Genomic DNA, 20,919 nt, shown 5'->3' on the forward strand with positions numbered 1-20,919 from the left:
CGGAGGTCCGCCGGCCGATGCGATGCGCATCGGTCCCCGTGCGGACCTCCGGCGCCCTGCTGTGCTCCGGCGCCGGCGGCCGGTGCCGTGGGGCCCTCCCGCCGGTGCCGTGATCTAGACGCCGGCGAGCAGCTTGCGCAGCAGGCCGCTGAGGACGGCGATCTCCTCCTCGGTCAGGCCGGCCACCGCAGCGTGCTGCACTTCCAGGCCGGCGCTGACGGCCTGGTCGACGAGGGCGAGCCCACGGTCGGTGAGGACGACTTGTAGGCCCCGCCGGTCGTGCGGGTCGGGCTTGCGGCAGAGCAGCCCGGCCTTCTCCAGTTTGTCCAGGCGGCCCGTCATGCCGCCCGTCGTGAGCATGAGCGTGGCCGAGAGCTGGCGCGGCGAGAGGGTGTAGGGCTCGCCGGAGCGGCGCAGGGTCCCCACGACGTCGAACTCGCCGCGCGAGATCCCGTACCGGGCGTACGCCCGCTCCGTCGCGTCCCCCATCTCCCGGGCGATCCGGTAGATGCGCCCGAAGAGTTCCATGGGGGCGGTTTCCAGGTCCGGCCGCACCACCGCCCACTGGTCGATGATCGCGTCGACGGCGTCCTTGTTGGCCTTGGCCTCGGTGGTCATGGCGGCAGTATCCGACCTCTCCCCGATCGTTCGCAAGAAAGTTGCTTGACGGAAAGTAGCTTAGAGGTAAGCTACTTTCCATCGACCTACTTGGGGGGATCCATGGCAAGGGCAGGCGCAGCGGCGGGGAAGCCGGAAGCGGGGGCACGGGCGGAGCGCGTCGCGGGAGAGCGGCCGCTGCTCGTCGGGGTCGGCGTCAGCGCCGTCGGCATCGGCATGTACGTGCCGTTCTCGCTGGTCTTCTTCCACCACGTCACCGGGCTCTCCTTAACCCTCGTCGGCCTCGTCCTGACCGCCACCGGGCTGGCCGGGCTCGCGTTCATGCCGCTGGCCGGCACGGCCGTCGACCGGTTCGGCGCCAAGCGGGCCAACCTGGTGCTCTACGCGGTCCGCGCACTCGGCTTCGCGCTCTACCCCCTCGCCGACTCGCTGCCCGCCTTCGCCGCCGTCGCGCTCGTCACCGCCCTGGCCGACCGCTCGTTCCCCGTCGTCCAGCAGTCCCTGATCGGGGAGGTGGCGCTCGGCACCGCCCGCGACCGGCTCCAGGCCTCCCTCCGGGCCCTGCAGAACGCCGGGATGGGCGCGGGGGCCCTGCTCGTCTCCGGCGTCCTGGCCCTCTGGGGGACCTCCGCCTTCACGTACACCGCCTGGGGCAACGCGCTCGCCTTCGCCCTCGCCGGGCTGCTCGTCGCCCGGGTCCGCCCCGCGGCCGCCGCCCGGGCCACCGCCCCGGCCGGCGCCGCCGAGCGGGCGCCCGCCGGGTACCGGACGGTGCTGCGCGACCGGCCCTTCCTCGGGCTCACCGCCGCCAACTTCCTGACCGCGCTGGGCTACGCCGCCCTGTCCGTGCTCTTCCCGCTCTACATCGCCACCTGGCTGCACGGACCCGACTCCCTCACCGGAGCCGCGTTCACCGTCAACACCGTGCTGTGCGCCGGGATCGGCGTCCTCGTCGCGAGCCGGGTCCGCCGCTCGGGCGCCCGCCGCACCCGCTCGGCCGCCTTCGGAGCCCTGCTCTTCGCCGCCGCCTTCGTCGGGCAGATCGTGCTCGGCACGCTGCGGCCCGGGCGGACCGCCACCCTGGTCGCCCTGCTGGCCATCGTCGTCGTCTACACCCTGGGCGAGCTGGTGCACAGCCCCTCGGGCGGGGCCCTGTCGGTGTCCGCCGCCCCGGAAGCCGTGCGCGGCCGCTACCTCGCCACCTACCAGCTGTCCTACTCGCTGGCCACCGCCCTCGCCCCGTCCCTCTTCACCGCCCTGCTGGCCGTCGACGGCCGGCTGCCCTGGGCCGTCCTCGCCGTCGCCGCCCTCGGCGCCGCCCTCGCCCTGGTCCGCCTGGAGCGGCACCTCCCCGCCGAGGCCGTGTACGCCGAGCCGCCGACCGCGCGGCCCGTGGCCCGGGGGCCGGGCCGGGGCGCCGGCGCCGGGGCCGGGGCCCCCGCCGCGGCCACGCCGGCCGCCGCCTGACCCGCCGCCCGACCGGGCGCGCGTCGCGCCCGCCGCGCCCCACCCCACCGTCCCTCTCCGCCCGCGTTCCTCACCCATCGAGGAGTCACCCGCCATGAAGCGCCTCGCCACCGTCGCCCTCACCGCCCTCGCCCCCATCTCCTGGGGCTCCACCTACGCGGTGGCCACCGAACTGCTGCCGCCCGACCGGCCGCTGTTCACCGGTGTCATGCGGGCCCTGCCCGCCGGGCTGCTGCTCACCGCCCTGTCCCGGACCCTGCCCACCGGCCGCTGGTGGGGCCGGGCCGCCGTACTGGGCACGCTCAACATCGGCGCCTTCTTCCCGCTGCTGTTCCTCTCCGCCTACCGGCTGCCCGGCGGTGTCGCCGCCGTGCTCGGCTCCGTCGGCCCGCTGTTCGTCGTCGGGCTCGCCGCCCTCCTCCTCGGGGAGCGGGCCCGGCTGCGGACCGTACTGGCCGCCGTCACGGCCGCGTTCGGCGTCAGCATGGTCGTCCTGACCGCAGGTGCCCGGCTCGACGCGGTCGGCATCCTCGCCGGCCTCGTCTCCTCCGCCTCCATGGCCACCGGAACCGTCATGACCAAGCGCTGGGGGCGCCCCGAGGGAGTCGGCCCCCTGGCCATGACCGGCTGGCAGCTCACCGCCGGCGGGCTGGCCATCATCCCGGTCGCGGCCCTCGTCGAGGGGGCGCCGCCCGCGCTCGACGGCAACGCCCTCCTCGGCTACGGCTACATGATGCTGATCAACACCGGTATCGCGTACTGGCTCTGGTTCCGCGGCATCGGGCAGCTCAGCGCTACCTCGGTCACCCTGCTCGGACCGCTCTCCCCGCTCACCGCGGCCGTCATCGGCTGGGCCGCCCTCGGGCAGGCGCTGACGCCCGTACAGCTGCTGGGCATGGCGATCGCCTTCGGCGCCACCGTCGCCGGCCAGCTCTTCGCGGCGCGGGCGGCCAAGGCGGAGGCCCCGGCTCCGGCGGCCGCGGCCGAGCTCGGACCTTTCAGTTCTACTGAAAAGAACGATCGAAACGTTTCGATGGACCTGACCGATGGCCAGGTGCGACGGTAAGGCCCGCAGCAGTCGAAGACCAGACCCCGAGGGGGAGACACACCGTGGCCGTCATGGACCGGGTCCGCACCACCCGCCCCACACCGCCCGCAGGCCGAGGCCGGGCGACGAGCAAGGGCGCCGGACCCTCCGGATCCGTCGGGCCCGCCGGGCTCGGTGTGCTCCTCGCCCTCACCGCCACGGTCGTCTGGTCCGGCAGCTTCGTCGCCACCCGCGGCATGGCCGACAGCATCCCGCCCGTCCAGGCCGTCTTCTGGCGCTGGACCATCGCCGCCGTAGCCGTGGCCCCCTTCGCCGCCCGGCAGGCCTGGCGGCAGCGGGCGCTGATCCGCAGGCACCTCGGCTTCACCGCCCTCGCCTCGCTGTTCGGCGTCGCCCTGTACAACACCCTCGTCCACCAGGCCGGACTGACCACCTCCGCCTCCAACATGGGCATGATCATGGCGGCCTCGCCGGTGGTCATGGCGCTGTACGCCCGCCTCGGCGGCGAACGGCTCGGACTCCGGCGCACCGCCGGCCTGCTCCTCGCCGTCCTCGGCGTCCTGCTCCTCGTCGGCGACGGCTCCCTCGGCTTCGACTTCGGCGCCGGCGACCTGTGGATGCTCGCCGCCGCCCTCTCGTTCGCCACGTACAGCGCACTGCTGCGGCGCAAGCCCGCCGAGCTCGGCGGGCTCGCCTTCCTCCTGACCACCTTCGTCCTCGGCGCACTGATGCTGGCGCCCGCCTACGCCGTCTCGCTGAGCGTCCAGGGCGGCTTCGCGGTCACCCCCGGCACCGCCGGAATGCTGCTCTACGTCGGCGTCATGTCCTCCGCGGTGGCCTTCTTCGCCTGGAACAAGGCCGTCTCCCTGATCGGCGCCGCCCGCGCCGGGGTCGTCTACTACCTCCAGCCGGTGTGCGTCGCCGGACTCGGTCTGCTGCTGCTCGGCGAGCGCACCGGCCCGGCCGAACTGCTGTGCATGGCGCTGATCCTGGGCGGCGTGGGCCTGGGGGCCCGCCGGTAGGTTCGTCCCGTGACCGAGTGGGACATCAAGAAGCTGCGGATCCTGCGGACCCTCGCCGAACGGGGCACCGTGACCGCGACGGCCGAGGCGCTGCACATGACGCCCTCGGCCGTTTCGCAGCAGCTGACGAACCTCGCCCGGCAGCTGGGCGTACCGCTGCTGGAGGCCCACGGCCGGCGGGTCCGCCTCACGGACGCCGCCCACCTCGTCCTGCGGCACGCGGACGCGGTGTTCGCGCAGCTGGAGCGGGCGGACGCGGAGCTGTCCGGCTACCTGGCCGGGGACGCCGGGGAGGTCCGCATCGGCGCCTTCTCCACCGCCGTGCCCGTGCTCGTCGTCCCGGCGGTCGCGGCCCTGCGCGCGACCCACCCCGGGGTGGAGGTACGGGTCCGGGAGACCGAGGCCGCGGAGTCGTACGAGCTGCTCTCCGCGGGCCTCGTCGACCTGGCCCTGTCGCTGGCGCCGCACGCCCCGACCGCACGCGACACCCGCTTCACCCGCATCACCCTGCTGGAGGACCCGCTCGACGTGGCCCTGCCGCCCGACCACCCGCTGGCGCGGGCACCCGGCCTGAGGCTCGCGGACCTGTCCGGCGACCCGTGGATCTACGGGGGCAGCGGCCCCTGGCAGGAGATCGCCCGCACCGCCTGCGAGGCGGCCGGCTTCGTCCCCGAACAGGCGCACACGGCGGCCGGCTGGACCGCCATCCTCGCCATGGTGGAGGCGGGGATGGGCGTGGCCCTGGTCCCCCGCATGGTGTCGAGCCGGGCCGCGGGCGTGGCGGTCCGCGTCCTGCCCCACGACCGCCCCACCCGGCACGTCATCGCGGCCACCCGCCGCGGGGCGGAGTCCGCCCCCGCCCTGGCCCGCGTGCTGCGCGCCCTGCAGGACGTGGCCGCGCTGCGCACCGCGTCCCCACACGCGGGACCGGGGGCGGGACCCGACGGGGCGTGACCGTACGCCGGTGCCCCGGACCGCAGGAGGGGGCCGGGGCACCGGTGTGCACTGCCGGGCGGGATCAGGCTCCGGCCGCACCCGCGGCCGCGTCGGCCGCCTGGGCCTTCAGCGCCCGCTCGACGCCCGCGCGGGACTCCGAGACCAGCCGGCGCAGGGCCGCGTTCGGCTCGGCCGAGGCCAGCCAGTCGTCCGTCGCGGCCAGCGTCGCCGCGGAGACCTGGAGGGTCGGGTACAGGCCGATCGCCAGCTGCTGGGCGATCTCGTGGCTGCGGCTCTCCCAGATGCCCTTGATCACCTCGAAGTACTTCGCGGTGTACGGGGCCAGCAGCTCGCGCTGGTCGGTCTGGACGAAGCCGCCGATGACCGCCTCCTGCACCGCGTTCGGCAGGTCCGCGGAGTCCACCACCGACGCCCAGGCCGCGGCCTTGGCGTCGGCCGTCGGGCGGGCCGCCCGTGCCGTCGCCGCGTGCCGCTCGCCCGCCGCCGTGCGGTCGCGCTCCAGCTCGGCGGCGATCTCCGGCTCGTCCAGGACGCCCGTCGCGGTCAGCCGCTCCAGGAACGCCCAGCGCAGCTCGGTGTCCACGACCAGGCCCTCGATCTCGGCCGCACCGTCCAGCAGCGCCTTCAGGTAGGTCAGCTGGCCCTCGGTGCGGGCGGTCGCCGCGAACGCGCGGGCCCACGCCAGCTGGTGGTCGCTGCCCGGCTCGGCCCCGCGCAGGTGCTCCAGCGAGGCCTCGGTCCAGGACGTCAGGCCCTGCTCCCGCCACGCCGGGTCGGCGTACAGGTCGATCGCCAGCTTCACCTGGCGCTGCAGCGACTGCACGACGCCGATGTCCGACTCCTTGCCGATGCCCGACAGGACGAGGGACAGGTAGTCGCGGGTGGCCAGCTCGCCGTCCCGGGTCATGTCCCAGGCCGAGGCCCAGCACAGCGCCCGCGGCAGCGACTCGGTGAAGTCGCCCAGGTGCGCGGTGACCACGGCCAGCGACTCCTCGTCGAGGCGGACCTTCGCGTAGCTCAGGTCGTCGTCGTTGAGCAGCACGACCGCCGGGCGGGTGCGGCCGACCAGCTCGGGCACCTCGGTGAGCTCGCCGTCGACGTCCAGCTCGATCCGGTCGGTGCGCACCAGCCTGCCGCCGTCGAGGTCGTACAGGCCGATCGCGATCCGGTGCGGGCGCAGCGTCGGCTCGCCCTTGGCGCCGGCGGGCAGCGCCGGCGCCTCCTGGGCGACGGCGAAGGAGGTGATGACGCCGTCGGCGTCCGTCTCGATGCGCGGGCGCAGGACGTTGATGCCGGCGGTCTCCAGCCAGGCCTTCGACCAGGCGGCCAGGTCGCGGCCGGAGGTCTCCTCCAGGGCGCCCAGCAGGTCCGACAGGCGCGTGTTGCCGAAGGCGTGCGCCTTGAAGTACGCCTGCACGCCCTGGAAGAAGGCGTCCGTGCCGACGTAGGCGACGAGCTGCTTGAGCACCGAGGCGCCCTTGGCGTACGTGATGCCGTCGAAGTTGACCAGGACGTCGTCCAGGTCACGGATGTCCGCCATGATCGGGTGCGTCGACGGCAGCTGGTCCTGCCGGTACGCCCACGTCTTCATCGAGTTGGCGAACGTGGTCCACGCCTGCGGCCACTTGGTGCCCTCGGCGTACGCCTGGCAGGCGATCGAGGTGTACGTGGCGAACGACTCGTTCAGCCACAGGTCGTTCCACCACTCCATGGTGACCAGGTCGCCGAACCACATGTGCGCCAGCTCGTGGAGGATGGTCTCGGCGCGGCCCTCGTACGCCGCGTCCGTCACCTTCGAGCGGAAGACGTACTGGTCGCGGATGGTGACCGCGCCCGCGTTCTCCATCGCGCCCGCGTTGAACTCGGGCACGAACAGCTGGTCGTACTTGGCGAACGGGTAGTCGTACGCGAACTTCTCCTGGAACCAGTCGAAGCCCTGCCGCGTGACGTCGAAGATCGCGTCCGCGTCCAGGAACTCGGCCAGCGAGGGCCGGCAGTAGATGCCGAGCGGCACCGACTGGCCGTCCTTGCGCTCGTAGGTGCTGTGCACCGAGTGGTACGGGCCCACGATCAGCGCGGTGACGTACGTGGAGATGCGCGGCGTCGGCGCGAAGCGCCAGACGTCGTCCTCGACCTCGGCGGGGGCCGGCGTCGGGGAGTTCGAGATGACCGTCCAGCCCGCGGGGGCCTTCACGGTGAACCGGAACGTCGCCTTCAGGTCGGGCTGCTCGAAGCTGGCGAACACCCGCCGGGCGTCCGGGACCTCGAACTGGGTGTACAGGTAGGCCTGCTGGTCGACGGGGTCGACGAAGCGGTGCAGGCCCTCGCCCGTGTTCGTGTACGCGCAGTCCGCGACGACCTTCAGCTCGTTGTCCCCGGCGAGCAGCCCGGCGAGGGCGATGCGCGAGTCCCGGAAGACGGCGGACACGTCCAGGGCCGTGCCGTTGAGGACGACCTCGTGCACGGCCGGCGCGACCAGGTCGATGAAGGTCTCCGCGCCCGCTTCGGCGGACCGGAAGCGCACGGTCGTCACGGAGGGGTAGGTGCCGCCCTCCTGCGCCCCGCTCAGGTCGAGGTCGATCTCGTACGAGTCGACGCTGAGCAGCTTCGCCCGCTGCCGAGCCTCTTCACGGGTCAGATTCGTGCCTGGCACGCGTTCATCTCCTTCGATGGTGACGTTCTTGGTCATCCTTCCATGCCGACTGCGATCGTGGGGTAGCACGCCACTTCCTACCGCAGTAGCATCATGTGTATGAAGATCAGTGTGAGCCTTCCGCAGGAGGACGTCGTCTTCGTCGACGAGTACGCCGCGAGGACGGACGCGGAGTCGCGCTCGGCGGTGATACACGCCGCCATCGGCCTGCTGCGGGCCGCGCAACTGGAAGCCGAGTACACCGAAGCCTTCGCCGAGTGGGACGAGGGCGAGGACGCCGCGCTGTGGGACCGGACGGTCGGTGACGGTGTCACCGATGCGTAGGGGGGACATCTACCTGGTGGACCTGGATCCTTCGCAGGGCAGTGAGGCCAACAAGGTCCGCCCGGCGGTCATCGTGTCCAACGACGGGGCCAACCAGTCGGTCGAGCTCCACGGCAGGGGCGTCGTCACCGTCGTGCCCGTCACGTCGAACACGGCCCGCGTGCTCACCTTCCAGGTACTGCTCCCCGCGCAGGAGTGCGGGCTGGTCCGGGACTCCAAGGCGCAGTGCGAGCAGGTACGGGCGGTGGCGCCGGAGCGCCTGGGCCGGCGCATCGGGCGGGTGCCCCGCCCCCGCATGGCGCAGGTGGATGTGGCGCTCCGCCGTCACCTGGCGCTGTGACCGTGAGCAGCACGAAGGGGTGGCACCGGAAGGGATCCGGCACCACCCCCGCGCAGGACGGTCAGGCCCGGCCGAGTTCCTCGGCGACGAGCTCGGCGATCTGGACCGCGTTCAGGGCCGCGCCCTTGCGGAGGTTGTCGTTGGAGACGAACAGCGCGAGGCCGTGCTCGGCCGTCTCGTCGACGCGGATGCGGCCCACGTACGAGGCGTCCTTGCCCGCGGCCTGGAGCGGGGTCGGGATCTCCGACAGCTCGACGCCGGGCGCGTCCTTCAGCAGCTCGTAGGCGCGCTCCACGCTGATCGGGCGCGCGAAGTGGGCGTTGACCTGCAGCGAGTGGCCGGAGAAGACCGGGACGCGCACGCAGGTGCCGGACACCTTGAGGTCCGGGATCTCCAGGATCTTGCGGGACTCGTTGCGGAGCTTCTGCTCCTCGTCGGTCTCGAAGGAGCCGTCCTCCACGATCGAGCCCGCCAGCGGCAGCACGTTGAAGGCGATCGGGCGCTTGTAGACGCCCGGCTCCGGGAAGGCGACGGCGCCGCCGTCGTGGACCAGCCCGGCGGCCTCCGCGGCGACGGCCCTGACCTGGCCGTCGAGCTCGGCGACACCGGCCACGCCCGAGCCGGACACGGCCTGGTAGGTGGTGGCGACCAGCGAGGTCAGCCCGGCCTCCGCGTGCAGCGGGCGCAGCACGGGCATGGCGGCCATGGTGGTGCAGTTCGGGTTGGCGATGATGCCCTTGGGGCGGTTCTTGATCGCGTGCGGGTTCACCTCGGACACGACGAGCGGGACCTCGGGGTCCTTGCGCCAGGCGGAGGAGTTGTCGATCACGACGGCGCCCTGCGCGGCGACCTTCTCGGCGAGGGCCTTGGAAGTGGCGCCGCCCGCGGAGAACAGCACGATGTCGAGACCGCTGTAGTCGGCCGTGGCGGCGTCCTCGACGGTGATCTCGCGGCCCTCCCACTCCAGGGTGGAGCCCGCGGAACGGGCCGAGGCGAACAGCCGCAGCTCCGCCACCGGGAACTTGCGCTCGGCGAGGATGCTGCGCATGACTGCGCCGACCTGGCCGGTGGCTCCGACGATTCCAACCCTCACGGTGACTCCTTATGGTGCGTACGACGCGGGCGCGTGGAGCCATCATGCGTTCGACCCCACGAGGCTTGTCCAATCCATTGTCCGAGGAGCGGACGATGTTCCGGTCGTGAACCCTCCGTGACGATCTCGTGGTGGCCGCGCCGACGGCCTCCTCGCATGCGGAAGGGGCGGGCGCCATGGGCTGCCCGCCCCTTCTTCGTGCGGTCGTGCGGTCATGCGGTCACGCTGTGGTGCGGCCGGAAGGCCCCGTCGTTACGGGAGGACCTTCTCGATCTGCACGCTGCCGGTGCCGGCGGCGGTGCCGCGCGAGTTCAGCAGCTTGATCTCGCCGAAGAACTGCCGACCCTCGGGGGCCGCGGCGTTCGCGACGACGTTCGCCGAGACGGCCGCCGAGGCACCGTTGGCGAGGTTCAGCGCGGTGCCCTCGTCCACCTGGACGGAGCCCAGGCCGGAGGAGAAGTACACGTCGCGGTAGTCGTACGTGGTGGAGCCGGACGGGACCGCGTAGCCGGTGACCACGATGGTGTAGGTGCCGGCGGCCGGGTTGACCAGGGTCACCGACTCCTCGGAGTCGCCGTCGGCGGAGGAGCCGACCTTCACGCCGTCCTTGAGGACGTCGAGGTCCAGGTCGGCGCCGGTGTCGGAGGTCTTGCCGATCGCCACGTCCAGGCGGGAGACGCCCTCACCGATGGTGACCGTGGTGGTCTGCTGCTCGCCGGCGGCGATGGTCGGCTTGGCGACCTTCGCGGAGCCGAGCGGGCCGCCCTGGAGCTTGCCGCCGGAGATGGCCGCGCCCTCGTTCTTGACCGTCCACTGGACCGGGGCCGGGGTGCCCTGCTTCACCTCGGGCAGGACCTTGACCGCCGGGTCGAAGCCCGCGCCGAGGACGCTGACGTCCAGCTTGAAGGGGTTGTCCAGCAGCGGCGACGTACGGCGCGACTCGACCTCGATCTCCCAGACGCCCGGGGCCGGGTTCTCGTAGGAGCGCAGGTCGGGGCGGCACTTGTTGGCCGGGTTGTCGTAGTTCGGGTAGCACTGGGTGGTGGCGCTGTCCTCGACGCCCACGCCGTACGGGTGGATCGAGATGAAGCGCGTCTGGCTGCCCGCCGCGAGACCGCCGAGGGCGACCTCAAGGGTCTTCGCGCCCTGCGGCACGGTGACGAAGTACGACTTGTGGCTGTTGCGCTGCACGGAGGAGGTGTCCGACAGCGTGAACGACGGCTTCGCCAGCGGGGTGGCGGCGACGACCGTGGTCAGGATCTGCTTGTCGATGCCCTCGGTGGTCTCGTCGTCCAGCTGCAGGATGCCGCTGTGCACGCCGGCCGTCTTGGCGTTGGCCTCGACCTTGATGGTGACGGGCTTGTTCAGCGGCAGCGTGACGTAGTCGTAGCCGCCGATGACCTTGAAGGTGCCGTCGTTGTTCCGCCAGCTCAGGTTGTGGCGGGTGCCGTACTTGACGCCGGTGGTGCGGGTCACGACGACGTCGTAGACCTTCTTCTGGCCGACCTTCAGGCCGCCCTCGCGGTCGTAGAGGCCGGTGCCGAAGCCCGGGGTCTTCAGGAACTGGTCGATCGCGGTGTCGACCGGCGCCTTGACGGTGAACTCGTTGGCCTTGGCGTCGCGCTGGACGGACTCCCAGGCCTTGTTGACGTCGAGCAGGCCCGAACCCTGGGCGTGCGCCGGGACGTCGTCGATCTTCTTCGCGGTGCTGGTGAGCGCCACGCGCATCGAGGCCGGGGTCAGCTTGATGCCGTGCTGCTTCGCGGCCGAGAGCAGCAGGGCGCCGGCGCCCGCCGCCTGCGGCGAGGACATCGAGGTGCCCTGGAGCATGCCGTAGCCGGCCGGCAGGTCGTAGCCCGCCTCCTTCACCGGCGCGCCGGGCAGCCAGGTCTGGATGGTGTTGATGGCCGCGCCGGGGGCGGTGATGGTGGGCGTGAAGCCGCCGTCCTCACGCGGACCGCGCGAGGAGAAGGGGAACATGTTGTACTTCTTCGCCACACCGGAGCCGTAGTTGGCGGCCCAGGTCTCCTTGGAGACCGCCGCACCCACGGAGATGACCTTGTCGGCGAGGCCGGGGTCACCGATGGTGTTGACGCCCGGGCCCTCGTTGCCCGCCGAGATGACGAGCTGGACGCCGTAGGTGTCGATGAGGTTCTTGTAGAGCTCGGCGCGCGCGTTGTTGCCGTCGTTCAGCGCCGGCAGGCCGCCGATGGACATGTTGACGATGTCCACGCCGCGGTTGACGACGAGGTCGATCATGCCCTCGGTCAGCGCGATGTTGGTGCAGCCGCCGGACCAGGAGCAGGCGCGGGAGGAGACGAGCTTCGCACCGGGCGCCTGGCCGTTCATCTTGCCGCCGAAGAGGCTGTTGGCGGCGGTGATGCCGGCGACGTGCGTGCCGTGCTCGGACTCGATGATGCCGATGTTGACGAAGTCGGCCTTCTTGCCGACCCAGTCCCCGCCCAGCGGGTCCATCGGGACGTCCTTGCGGATCTGGATCACGAACGGGATGCGCTCGGCGACGTCGGTCGCCGGGTTGTCCGTGCCGAAGTAGCCGATCTGGAAGCCGTCCTTGTACGGCTTCATCGGCTCGTTGTTCGTGAAGTCGTTGTCCTGGTCGGTGTCGACGCGGACGGTGCCGGCGGCCGGGTCGTACAGCATGCCGAACCGGTCGGTGGTGTCGCCGTCGCGGTTGACGTCGCCCTTCATGTCACCGGTGGCGGTGATCGACTCGCTGAAGCGGCTCCACTGGTACGAGCCCTCCGGGGCCTTCCAGCTCTGGCCGCCCGCGGTGAAGCTGCCGCCCGCGGGGGCGACCGGGGTGATCTGCGGGCGCCAGGTGGCGTCGTTGTCCGCGATCGGGTCGGTCGCCGTCACCCAGTCGACGATCTTGCGCTCGCCGGTGGTGGTCTTCTGGAGCGCCGGGTGGGCGATGTCGACGCCGGAGTCCAGGATGCCGATGGTCACACCGCGGCCGTCGGCCTGCGGGTTCTTCGCGACGAAGTCCACCGAACCGGTCTCGAAGGACGGGTTGTACGGGTTCTTCGCCGGGGTGTTCTTGTCCGGCGCCGCGTAGTTCTCGGAAGCGGTCTTCTGCGCCTTGCCCGACTCCTTGCCCCCGTCGGGGCGCGGGTCCGACAGCTGGATCTCGTGCTTGAGGTCCATCGCGTGCACGGAGGACAGCTTGGCGGCCGCCTTCAGTGCGGCCTCGGCCTTGCCGGTCGGCAGGGTGGCCCGCACGTAGCCGAGCTTGTCGTTGGTCTGGCCGACCGACGCGCCCTGGACAGAGGTCAGCTGGTCGGCGACCTGCTTGGTCTGACCGGGGGCGGTGGCCACCATGACGGTGACGGTCGCGTCACCCTTGGCCTTGGCCTCCTGCAGCAGTTCGGCGTCGGCCGAACCCAGCTTCTGGTCGGCGGACTTGACGGCGGGGCCGGTTCCCGGCGTGCCGTTGCCCGTGCCGGTGCCGGTCGCCGCGAACACGGGCACGGCGCCCGTCGCGGCGAGCGCGGCCACCAGGCCGGCCGCGGCCGCGACGCGCGCGACGCGCCGGGCCCCGGATATCGAACTGGGGGATTCGAAGGTCATCAGCATCCCTGGCTAAGTGAAAGAAACGCTCCGGAATTCGGTGCCGGATGACCGGTCAGCTTTCCTCACGCGACAGGGCTTTGGGGAGGTGGTGTCATTTACCGAGACCTGACATGGCGGACTCCCGCCAGCGAACGGGGTGTGCCATCGGGGCCGTATTCGGGCATACCCCGGCGAACCACCGGAGCGGGTGAGTTGATTTGTCGACTTCCCGACCTTGCGGCCCGGGTGGGGGCGCGGTCAGCCGCGGTCCGGGTGTGACAACTTCCGGCGTTTCAGCGCTCGCGCGTGCGCGCGTAGTGGCGCGAGGCCTTCGCCCGGTTTCCGCACACGGCCATCGAACACCAGCGCCGCGCGCCGTTGCGCGAGGTGTCGTGGAAGTGCAGCACGCAGGTATCCGAGGCGCACTTGCGGATCCGGTCGGGCGAAGTGCCCAGCAGCTCCAGGTAGTTGCGGGCGGCCGTCCAGGCGGGCCCCCACGACGGGTCGTCGAACTCGGCCCGCTCGCCCGGACCCTCGGCGGTCAAGGTCGCGCGGATACGGCCGTGCTCCAGCACGGCGTCCACCAGGGTGCGCGCACTGTCGTCGGCCGGGTCGGCGACCGCCCGGGCCAGTGCCTCGCGGGCGGTCAGCAGGTGGATCAGGGTCGGCGCGTCGGCGCGGAAGCGGCGCTCCAGCCCGACGCTGCGCAGCCAGAGGGCGAGGCCCTCCAATCGGGTCAGCCCGAAGGAGCCTGCGAAGAGGTCGGTGAGCTCGCCCTCGTGCATCCAGCGGGTGTTCAGCAGGTCCAGGGCGATCGGCTCGCCGGTCAGGGGGCGGGGATCCGTCGCCTCGGTCGCCATCTCGCCGCTCCTTCGTGCCCTCTGTGTTCCGTCCCGCCCTGCTAACCCCTCAAGGGTACGTGACCGGTTGACGGGTGTAATTCTAACCGCTAGCGTGCAATTAGATGGTTAGAGAGGTAACCCGAACCCGAAGGGGGAACAGCCGTGACGGCTGTCATCAGCACACTGCGCACCGGCCACATCGGCCTCAACGTCACCGACCTCGCCCGCTCGCTCGCCTTCTACCGCGACGCCCTGGGCTTCGAGCTGCTCGGCGAGGGTGCGGAGGAGGGCCGCCGCTTCGCCTTCCTCGGACAGGACGGCGAGCTCGTCCTCACCCTCTGGCAGCAGGCCGAGGGCGCGTACGTCCCGACCGCGGCCGGACTGCATCACCTGGCGTTCACCGCCGGCGGGATCGACGAGGTCGAGGCCTTCGAGGCGCGGCTGCGCGACCTGGGCGTCGCCTTCGCCTACGACGGCGTCGTCGCCCACAGAGAGGGATCCGCCTCCGGCGGGATCTTCTTCCACGACCCCGACGGCACCCGCCTGGAGATCTCCGCGCCGAAGGGCGCCGAGGACGCACCCGCCCCCACTGCGGGGGCCCCGACCTGCGGCTTCTTCTAGAAGGCCGCGGACCGACGCAGGAGGACGTCATGGACCGCTACCACCCGGGCTCGCTCGCCGTGCAGGAGCGGGTCGGCGTGCGCGAGCTCGCCGAACACGTCGGCCGCTCGATCGGCGGGGACATCAAGGACGTGGCCGCCGCCTTCCTGGAGCGGCAGCCGAACCTGGTCGTCGGCGCCACCGACACCGCCGGGCGGCTGTGGGCCTCGCTGCTCACCGGCCCGCCCGGCTTCGTCCGGGCCGTGGGGGCACGCCGCATGGCGGTCGCCGGCGGACTGCCGGCCGGCGACCCGCTCACCGGGGCGCTCGCCGCCGACGGCACCCGGGTCGGAACCATCGCCCTCGACCCGCGCACCCGGCGCCGGATGCGGCTGAACGGAATCCTGGAGGCGACCCCGGGCGGGTTCGCCGTCGAGGCCGAGCAGGTCTTCGCCAACTGCCCCAAGTACCTGCAGAAACGGCACCCGCTGGAGCGGATCGCCGAGGGGCCCGGAATCGTGCGCCGCAGGGGAGCGCTCACCCCGGACCAGGAGCGGGCCGTGGCCGCCGCGGACACCTTCTTCGTCGCGACCACCGCCGGGGGCCGGACGGAGGCGAGCCACCGCGGGGGCCTGCCGGGCTTCGTGGAGGTGCTGACGCCGACCGAGCTCTCCTGGCCCGACTACCCGGGGAACGCCATGTTCCTCACTCTGGGGAACCTGGCCGTCGACCCGCGGGCCGGGCTGCTGTTCCCCGACTGGGAGACCGGGGCGGTGCTCCAGCTCAGCGGTACGGCGCGGACGGAGTTCGGGCCGGACGGCGGCCGCGCGGTGGTGTTCCGCATCGAGGAGGTCGTGGAAGGCCTGCACCCCGGGCGGCTGCTGTGGAGCATCCCGGAGTTCTCGCCGGCGAACCCGGCGCTGTCCCCTCACCGGGGGAGTACCACCAGGTAGGCGGCGGGCTCGCGGTCCTCGGCCGCCGTCAGCGCGGTCCGCAGGACCGCGGCCTGCTGTTCGGGCCAGTCGCGCAGCTTGCGCGGGGTGACGTGCACGACGGTCACCCCGAGCCGCTCCAGGGCCTCGCGCTTGCGCACCGTCTCCGACCACTCCTCGTCCTCGCCCTCCCGGGGCGCACGGGTGTCGATCTCCACGGCCACGGCCTCCTCGGGCCAGTACGCGTCGACCCCGCCCAGGTGCGGGCCGCCGGGCACGCGCAGGTCCACGTTCCACACCGGCTCGGGGAGCTCGAAGCCGCGTACGAGCCGGTACAACCGGTCCTCGGCGATGGCCCGGCCCTCGGCGAGGAGGGACTCGACGGCGTCCACGACGTGCGGCCGGTTCAGCAGCCGGGCCACCGTCAGCTCCCGTACGACGGCGGCCGGTTCGCAGTGCCCGGCGCGCACGGCCTCGCTCAGCAGGCGGCGTACCGTCCCGGCGTCGGAGAGCCCGGCGACGGCGTCGGCCAGCGCCCGGGCCACCGGGGCCACCGGCAGGCCGGTCACCTCCACCGGGCGGGGCGGCGTGTGCGTCCGGACGATGCGGACGGTGCCGACGGAGCGCAGCCGGCGGGTGTGCGGGACGAGCACGTCGATCTGGGGGAGGGAGAGCAGTGCGGGGGCGGAGTTGAACCGGTGGAGGGCGAGCGCCGCCAGGCCCGTGACCATGGCCTCGCCGCCGCGCCGGCCCGCATACAGCAGGGCGGCGTGGAGCCGCTCCTCGCTCGTGGCGGCCCCGGGGTGCAGGAGGAACACCCCCGGCAGGACCTCCTGCCAGGAGCGGTCGGCGGCGTCAGAGGCGGTGACGCCGTGCTCGCGGAGCTGGGCGAGGGTCAGGACGCGGGGGCGGCTGTCGGTGAGGTGGGCGAGGGGGAGGGGTGCGTTGTGGTTCATGCCGCGGAGATTCCCGCTGCGGGGAGGTCGGCTAACCGCTGTTACCGTCCCGTCGACAAATCCGGACAAGACAGAACTAAAGTACGGCCGTTCGAATGCCGATAGCCCCGGCGGTGCCGTCCCGCCTCAAACGCCGGCGGGGCTGAGGACCAGCCCCGCCGGCGTTCCAGGCGCGGGGTTATGCGGCGGCGGCGTCGCAGGCCTGGGCGCGCAGCGCCCGGGCGAGGTCGTCACGGCCCTCCAGCACCAGCCGCCGCAGCGCCGGCGCGGCGTCCTCGTGCGCCGACAGCCATGCGTCCGTCGCGTCGAGCGTGGCCCGGCTGTCCTGCAGCGCCGGGAACAGGCCCCGCACCACGTGCATGCCGATCTGGATCGACCGCTCCGCCCAGATCCGTTCGATCACCTCGAAGTAGCGGTCCGTGTACGGGGCCAGCAGGGCCCGCTGCGAGGACTGCTGCATGCCGGCGATCGTCGCCTCCACCAGCGCGTTCGACAGCGTGTCCGACTCGACGACGACCGCCCACGCCTGGTCCTTGACCGCCGCCGACGGCCGCGCCGCCAGGCAGCGCACCTGGTGCCGCTTGCCCGACGCCGTGTCGTCCCGGGCCAGCTCCGAGGCCAGCACGGACTCGTCCACCGCACCGTGGGCGGCCAGCGGCAGCAGGAAGTCCCAGCGCAGCTCCTGGTCCACCTCCAGCCCGTCGATCCGCGCCGAACCGTCCAGCAGCCCCAGCAGCAGCTGGAAGTCGCCCTCCGTCGCCGCGCCCGCCGCGAAGAAGCGGGCCCAGGTCAGCTGGTGCTCCGAGCCGGGCTCGGCGCGCCGCAGCTCCTGCAGGGCGCCCGCCGCCAGTACCCGCCCGCCCTGCTCGCGCCACTCGGGCGCGGCGTAGTGGGAGAGCGCGGCCAGCGTCTGCGAGTGCACCATCTGCAGCACGCCGACGTCGCTCTCGCGGCCCGCGTGGGCCAGGACCAGGGCGATGAAGTCCCGTGCCGGCATGAGCCCGTCGCGGGTCAGGTTCCACAGTGCCGACCAGCACAGCGCCCGCGCCAGCGGGTCCGTGATGTCGCCGAGCCGGGTCCGCAGCGTGTCCAGTGAGCCCTCGTCGAAGCGGACCTTGCAGTAGGTGAGGTCGTCGTCGTTGACGAGCACCAGGTCGGGCCGCTCCTGCCCGGCCAGCTCGGCCACGACGGTCCGCGTCCCCGCCACGTCGGCCTCGGCCTGCGCGAAGCGGACGAGCCGCCCCTCCTCCAGCCGGTACAGGCCGACCGCGACCCGGTGCGGGCGCAGCTCGTCGCCCTCCTGGAGGACGGCCAGCTCGGTCACCCGGCCGCCCGCGTCGTACGTCACCACCGGCGTCAGCACGTTCACGCCGGCCGTCTGCAGCCAGGCCCGCGACCATTCGGCCATGTCCCGGCCGGAGACCTCGCCGAGCACCGACAGCAGGTTGTCCAGGGTGGTGTTCCCGTACGCGTTGGCCTTGAAGTAGCGCCGCGCGCCCTCCAGGAACGCGTCGCGCCCCACGTACGCGACGAGCTGCTTGAGCACCGCCGCGCCCTTGGAGTACGTGATGCCGTCGAAGTTGAGCTTGGCGGCCTCCAGGTCCGGGATGTCGGCGGTGATCGGGTGGGTGGAGGGCAGCTGGTCGGCCCGGTAGGCCCAGGCCTTGCGGTTGTTGGCGAAGGTCACCCAGGCCGTGTCGAAGCGGGTCGCCTCCACCTGCGAGAAGGAGCCCATGAAGTCCGCGAAGGACTCCTTCAGCCACAGGTCGTCCCACCACTTCATGGTGACGAGGTCGCCGAACCACATGTGGGCCATCTCGTGCAGGATCGTGTTGCAGCGCCGCTCGTACGCCGCCCGCGTCACCTTCCCGCGGAAGATGTACTCCTCCCGGAAGGTCACCATGCCCGGGTTCTCCATCGCGCCGAGGTTGTACTCGGGCACGAAGGCCTGGTCGTACTTCCCGAAGGGGTACGGGTAGTCGAAGTGCTCGTGGAAGAAGTCGAAGCCCTGCTTGGTGACGAGGAAGACGTCGTCCGCGTCGAAGTGCTTGGCCAGACCCTTGCGGCACATCGCGCCCAGCGGGATCGTCAGGTTCCCGCGCGTGTAGGTGTCCGTCACGTAGTGGTAGGGGCCGGCCACCACGCAGGTGATGTACGTGGAGATCGGCGCGGTCTCGGCGAACCGTCGGGTCAGGCCCTCGCGCGACTCCTCGGCGCCGTTGCTCCACACCTGCCAGCCCTCGGGCGCGGTCACCTCGAAGCGGTACGGGGCCTTCAGGTCGGGCTGCTCGAAATTGGCGTAGACGCGGCGGGCGTCGGCCGGCTCGTACTGGGTGTAGAGGTAGACCTCGCCGTCCTCCGGGTCGACGAAGCGGTGCATGCCCTCGCCCGTCCGGCTGTACGCGCAGTTCGCGTCGACCACGAGGACGTTCTCGGAGGCCAGGCCGTCCAGGGTGATGCGCGCCCCGTCGAAGACGGCGGCCGGGTCGAGCTCCTTCCCGTTGAGGGTGACGGAGTTCACGGAGGGGGCGATCAGGTCCGCGAAGCTGGACGAGCCGGGCGCGGCGGCCCGGAAGCGGATGGTGGTCAGCGAGCGGAAGGTCCTCGGGCCGTCGGCGGGCTCGGCCTCGTCCACGGCGGACGTCAGGTCGAGGGAGACCTCGTATCCGTCGACCGACAGCAGTTCCGCCCGGACACGGGCCTCGTCACGGGACAGATTCTCTCCGGGCACGTGCACTCCTTCGTGCGAGATCGCGATACCTGGCGGAATCCTCCCACGGGGAATGCGGCCCGCCCCGGCCCGGTTGGCCAGGAGGACACCACCACGGATGCACCGTCCGAACAAGGAGAGACATGACCGACACCCAGGTGCGCGAGAAGACCCAGGTCGACTTCTGGTTCGACCCGCTGTGCCCCTGGGCCTGGATGACCTCCCGCTGGATGCTGGAGGTCGAGAAGGTCCGCGACGTCGAGGTCCGCTGGCACGTGATGAGCCTCGCCGTGCTGAACGAGAACAAGCTCGACGAACTGCCCGAGCGCTACCGCGAGATCCTCGGCCCGAAGGGCTTCGCCCCGGTGCGCGTCGTGATAGCCGCCCAGCAGAAGCACGGTGACGAGGTCACCGGCAAGCTGTACACCGCCCTCGGCACCCGGATCCACAACGAGGACCTCGGTGCCACCCGCGAGGTCATCGCCGCGGCCCTGGACGAGGTCGGCCTGCCGGCCGAGCTGATCGACTACGCCGACTCCGACGAGTACGACGAGGTCCTGCGGACCTCCCACCACAACGGCATCTCGCGCGTCGGCGAGGAGGTGGGCACGCCGGTGATCTCCGTGCCCGGCGCCGAGGGCGGCGAGGTGGCCTTCTTCGGCCCGGTCGTCACCCCGACCCCGCGCGGCGAGGCCGCGGCCCGCCTGTGGGACGGCACCCTGCTGGTCGCCTCCACCCCGGGCTTCTACGAGATCAAGCGGACGCGGACCGCCGCCCCCTCCTTCGAGTAGGCCGCGGGCGGACGGAACCGCCAAAAACGCAGAAGACCCCCGTGAGTCACGTCCTCACGGGGGTCTTCCGTTCCACACACCCGCACGCGAAGGTTGAGAAGACGATCACGAGGCGGGCGGTCCGGCCGCGGCGGTCGGCCGCGGTGCCGCGATCAGCCCTTGGCGGGGATCAGCAGCGGGGTGTTGGACTTGGCGTCGGCGTAGCGCTTGGCCACGTCCTGCCAGTTGACGACGTTCCACATCGCCTCGATGAAGTCCACCTTCTGGTTCTTGTACTGCAGGTAGAAGGCGTGCTCCCAGGCGTCGAAGACCAGGACCGGCACCGACGCCTGGCCGACGTTGCCCTGGTGGTCGTAGATCTGCTCGACGATCAGACGGCCGCTGATCGGCTCGTATGCGAGCACGCCCCAGCCGGAGCCCTGCGTGGCGGAGGAGGCGAAGGTCAGCTGCTTCTTGAACTTCGCGAAGGAGCCGAAGGACTCGGTGATCGCGTCGGCGAGCTCGCCCAGGCCGTCGGCCGCGGTCGGCTCGCCGCCGCCCTCGCCGGTCTTCGGGCTGGCCATGTTGTGCCAGTAGATGCTGTGCAGGATGTGGCCCGAGAGGTGGAAGGCGAGGTTCTTCTCCAGGCCGTTCAGCGCGCCCCAGTTCTCCTTGTCGCGCGCCTCTTCGAGCTGCTCCAGGGTGTCGTTCGCGCCCTTGACGTAGGCAGCGTGGTGCTTGTCGTGGTGCAGCTCGATGATCTGCGGGTTGATCACCGGCTCCAGAGCCGAGTACTCGTACGGAAGCTCGGGAAGCGTGTAGATGGCCATGGCGTGTAATCCGGTCCCCTCAGCGTGCCAACTGCTATTGCAATCACTGCGCAACTGCACGCTAGCAGTATCTATTCCGCCTTACACGTAAGGGTTACCTCCGTATATGCGAAGGCGGGGGGGGGGGGGGGGGGGGGGGGGCGGGGGGGGGGGGGGGGGGGGGGGGATGCCCACCACCACCCTCCCC

17 protein-coding genes are annotated in these 20,919 nt (G+C 72.0%); 9 read left to right on the forward strand and 8 right to left on the reverse strand.

Going from position 1 to position 20,919, the window contains the following annotated elements:
- Positions 1 to 114 precede the first annotated feature (114 nt).
- A complete protein-coding gene (locus ACZ4VL_RS24570) occupies positions 115 to 618 on the reverse strand; it encodes a MarR family winged helix-turn-helix transcriptional regulator (protein ID WP_468203807.1) in 504 nt (167 codons plus the stop codon).
- Between the two features lie 102 nt (positions 619 to 720).
- On the opposite strand from ACZ4VL_RS24570, the gene ACZ4VL_RS24575 reads away from it, so the two are divergent.
- The 4 genes from ACZ4VL_RS24575 to ACZ4VL_RS24590 all read left to right on the forward strand — a co-directional run bounded on the left by ACZ4VL_RS24575 (position 721) and on the right by ACZ4VL_RS24590 (position 5,109).
- Entirely contained in the window at positions 721 to 2,085 is a 1,365-nt protein-coding gene (locus tag ACZ4VL_RS24575; protein WP_468203810.1) for an MFS transporter, read from the forward strand.
- Between the two features lie 94 nt (positions 2,086 to 2,179).
- Positions 2,180 to 3,151 carry an EamA family transporter gene (locus ACZ4VL_RS24580; RefSeq protein WP_468203812.1) on the forward strand — a complete coding sequence of 324 codons (972 nt, stop codon included), beginning with the start codon at positions 2,180 to 2,182 and terminating at the stop codon, positions 3,149 to 3,151.
- A 53-nt stretch (positions 3,152 to 3,204) separates the two neighbouring features.
- Positions 3,205 to 4,155, forward strand: a complete 951-nt coding sequence (locus tag ACZ4VL_RS24585; protein ID WP_468203854.1) for a DMT family transporter — start codon at positions 3,205 to 3,207, stop codon at positions 4,153 to 4,155.
- Positions 4,156 to 4,164: 9 nt separating this feature from the next.
- Positions 4,165 to 5,109: a LysR family transcriptional regulator gene (locus ACZ4VL_RS24590; RefSeq protein ID WP_468203814.1), complete on the forward strand. Its 945-nt coding sequence runs from the start codon at positions 4,165 to 4,167 to the stop codon at positions 5,107 to 5,109.
- A gap of 64 nt (positions 5,110 to 5,173) precedes the next feature.
- Here the strand turns inward: ACZ4VL_RS24590 and pepN (ACZ4VL_RS24595) are convergent, their stop codons facing one another.
- Complete coding sequence (pepN, locus tag ACZ4VL_RS24595) at positions 5,174 to 7,765, reverse strand: aminopeptidase N (RefSeq protein ID WP_468203816.1); 2,592 nt, start codon at positions 7,763 to 7,765, stop codon at positions 5,174 to 5,176.
- A 99-nt stretch (positions 7,766 to 7,864) separates the two neighbouring features.
- On the opposite strand from pepN (ACZ4VL_RS24595), the gene ACZ4VL_RS24600 reads away from it, so the two are divergent.
- Both ACZ4VL_RS24600 and ACZ4VL_RS24605 read left to right on the forward strand, forming a co-directional pair.
- On the forward strand, positions 7,865 to 8,089 hold the full coding sequence (locus ACZ4VL_RS24600) for a ribbon-helix-helix domain-containing protein (protein ID WP_404237732.1): 225 nt from the start codon (positions 7,865 to 7,867) through the stop codon (positions 8,087 to 8,089).
- Positions 8,082 to 8,429 (forward strand): type II toxin-antitoxin system PemK/MazF family toxin, encoded by a 348-nt coding sequence (locus ACZ4VL_RS24605; RefSeq protein ID WP_468203818.1) that lies wholly within the window; start codon positions 8,082 to 8,084, stop codon positions 8,427 to 8,429. The genes ACZ4VL_RS24600 and ACZ4VL_RS24605 overlap by 8 nt, the downstream gene beginning before the upstream one ends.
- Positions 8,430 to 8,490: 61 nt before the next feature.
- Here the strand turns inward: ACZ4VL_RS24605 and ACZ4VL_RS24610 are convergent, their stop codons facing one another.
- The 3 genes from ACZ4VL_RS24610 to ACZ4VL_RS24620 all read right to left on the reverse strand — a co-directional run bounded on the left by ACZ4VL_RS24610 (position 8,491) and on the right by ACZ4VL_RS24620 (position 13,952).
- Complete coding sequence (locus ACZ4VL_RS24610) at positions 8,491 to 9,522, reverse strand: aspartate-semialdehyde dehydrogenase (protein ID WP_468203821.1); 1,032 nt, start codon at positions 9,520 to 9,522, stop codon at positions 8,491 to 8,493.
- A gap of 252 nt (positions 9,523 to 9,774) precedes the next feature.
- Positions 9,775 to 13,110 carry a S8 family serine peptidase gene (locus ACZ4VL_RS24615; protein ID WP_468203824.1) on the reverse strand — a complete coding sequence of 1,112 codons (3,336 nt, stop codon included), beginning with the start codon at positions 13,108 to 13,110 and terminating at the stop codon, positions 9,775 to 9,777.
- A 275-nt stretch (positions 13,111 to 13,385) separates the two neighbouring features.
- Positions 13,386 to 13,952: a CGNR zinc finger domain-containing protein gene (locus ACZ4VL_RS24620; RefSeq protein ID WP_468203828.1), complete on the reverse strand. Its 567-nt coding sequence runs from the start codon at positions 13,950 to 13,952 to the stop codon at positions 13,386 to 13,388.
- Positions 13,953 to 14,096: 144 nt separating this feature from the next.
- Here ACZ4VL_RS24620 and ACZ4VL_RS24625 point away from each other — a divergent pair, with 144 nt between their 5' ends.
- Together ACZ4VL_RS24625 and ACZ4VL_RS24630 are read left to right on the forward strand one after the other, a co-directional pair.
- Complete coding sequence (locus ACZ4VL_RS24625) at positions 14,097 to 14,555, forward strand: VOC family protein (RefSeq protein ID WP_468203830.1); 459 nt, start codon at positions 14,097 to 14,099, stop codon at positions 14,553 to 14,555.
- A gap of 29 nt (positions 14,556 to 14,584) precedes the next feature.
- Positions 14,585 to 15,487, forward strand: coding sequence for a pyridoxamine 5'-phosphate oxidase family protein (locus ACZ4VL_RS24630; RefSeq protein ID WP_468203834.1), 903 nt, complete (start codon positions 14,585 to 14,587; stop codon positions 15,485 to 15,487).
- Here ACZ4VL_RS24630 and ACZ4VL_RS24635 read toward each other — a convergent pair.
- Both ACZ4VL_RS24635 and pepN (ACZ4VL_RS24640) read right to left on the reverse strand, forming a co-directional pair.
- Positions 15,463 to 16,422 (reverse strand): hypothetical protein, encoded by a 960-nt coding sequence (locus tag ACZ4VL_RS24635; RefSeq protein ID WP_468203836.1) that lies wholly within the window; start codon positions 16,420 to 16,422, stop codon positions 15,463 to 15,465. The two genes, ACZ4VL_RS24630 and ACZ4VL_RS24635, sit on opposite strands and share 25 nt — an antisense overlap.
- Positions 16,423 to 16,600: 178 nt before the next feature.
- Positions 16,601 to 19,153 carry an aminopeptidase N gene (gene pepN / locus ACZ4VL_RS24640; RefSeq protein WP_468203838.1) on the reverse strand — a complete coding sequence of 851 codons (2,553 nt, stop codon included), beginning with the start codon at positions 19,151 to 19,153 and terminating at the stop codon, positions 16,601 to 16,603.
- Positions 19,154 to 19,275: 122 nt separating this feature from the next.
- On the opposite strand from pepN (ACZ4VL_RS24640), the gene ACZ4VL_RS24645 reads away from it, so the two are divergent.
- Complete coding sequence (locus ACZ4VL_RS24645; RefSeq protein ID WP_468203840.1) at positions 19,276 to 19,923, forward strand: mycothiol-dependent nitroreductase Rv2466c family protein; 648 nt, start codon at positions 19,276 to 19,278, stop codon at positions 19,921 to 19,923.
- Positions 19,924 to 20,075: 152 nt separating this feature from the next.
- Here ACZ4VL_RS24645 and ACZ4VL_RS24650 read toward each other — a convergent pair whose 3' ends face one another.
- Positions 20,076 to 20,732, reverse strand: coding sequence for a superoxide dismutase (locus ACZ4VL_RS24650; RefSeq protein WP_468203842.1), 657 nt, complete (start codon positions 20,730 to 20,732; stop codon positions 20,076 to 20,078).
- Between the last annotated feature and the right edge of the window lie 187 nt (positions 20,733 to 20,919).

Source organism: Streptomyces sp. NPDC029014, from assembly GCF_055564695.1.

Excerpts from the sequence above, each read along its gene's own strand:
- ACZ4VL_RS24570 (WP_468203807.1), bottom strand. The coding sequence starts at position 618 with ATGACCACCGAGGCCAAGGCCAACAAGGACGCCGTCGACGCGATCATC.
- ACZ4VL_RS24575 (WP_468203810.1), top strand. The coding sequence starts at position 721 with ATGGCAAGGGCAGGCGCAGCGGCGGGGAAGCCGGAAGCGGGGGCACGG.
- ACZ4VL_RS24580 (WP_468203812.1), top strand. The coding sequence starts at position 2,180 with ATGAAGCGCCTCGCCACCGTCGCCCTCACCGCCCTCGCCCCCATCTCC.
- ACZ4VL_RS24585 (WP_468203854.1), top strand. The coding sequence starts at position 3,205 with ATGGACCGGGTCCGCACCACCCGCCCCACACCGCCCGCAGGCCGAGGC.
- ACZ4VL_RS24600 (WP_404237732.1), top strand. The coding sequence starts at position 7,865 with ATGAAGATCAGTGTGAGCCTTCCGCAGGAGGACGTCGTCTTCGTCGAC.
- ACZ4VL_RS24605 (WP_468203818.1), top strand. The coding sequence starts at position 8,082 with ATGCGTAGGGGGGACATCTACCTGGTGGACCTGGATCCTTCGCAGGGC.
- ACZ4VL_RS24615 (WP_468203824.1), bottom strand. The coding sequence starts at position 13,110 with ATGACCTTCGAATCCCCCAGTTCGATATCCGGGGCCCGGCGCGTCGCG.
- ACZ4VL_RS24620 (WP_468203828.1), bottom strand. The coding sequence starts at position 13,952 with ATGGCGACCGAGGCGACGGATCCCCGCCCCCTGACCGGCGAGCCGATC.
- ACZ4VL_RS24630 (WP_468203834.1), top strand. The coding sequence starts at position 14,585 with ATGGACCGCTACCACCCGGGCTCGCTCGCCGTGCAGGAGCGGGTCGGC.
- ACZ4VL_RS24635 (WP_468203836.1), bottom strand. The coding sequence starts at position 16,422 with ATGAACCACAACGCACCCCTCCCCCTCGCCCACCTCACCGACAGCCGC.
- ACZ4VL_RS24645 (WP_468203840.1), top strand. The coding sequence starts at position 19,276 with ATGACCGACACCCAGGTGCGCGAGAAGACCCAGGTCGACTTCTGGTTC.
- ACZ4VL_RS24650 (WP_468203842.1), bottom strand. The coding sequence starts at position 20,732 with ATGGCCATCTACACGCTTCCCGAGCTTCCGTACGAGTACTCGGCTCTG.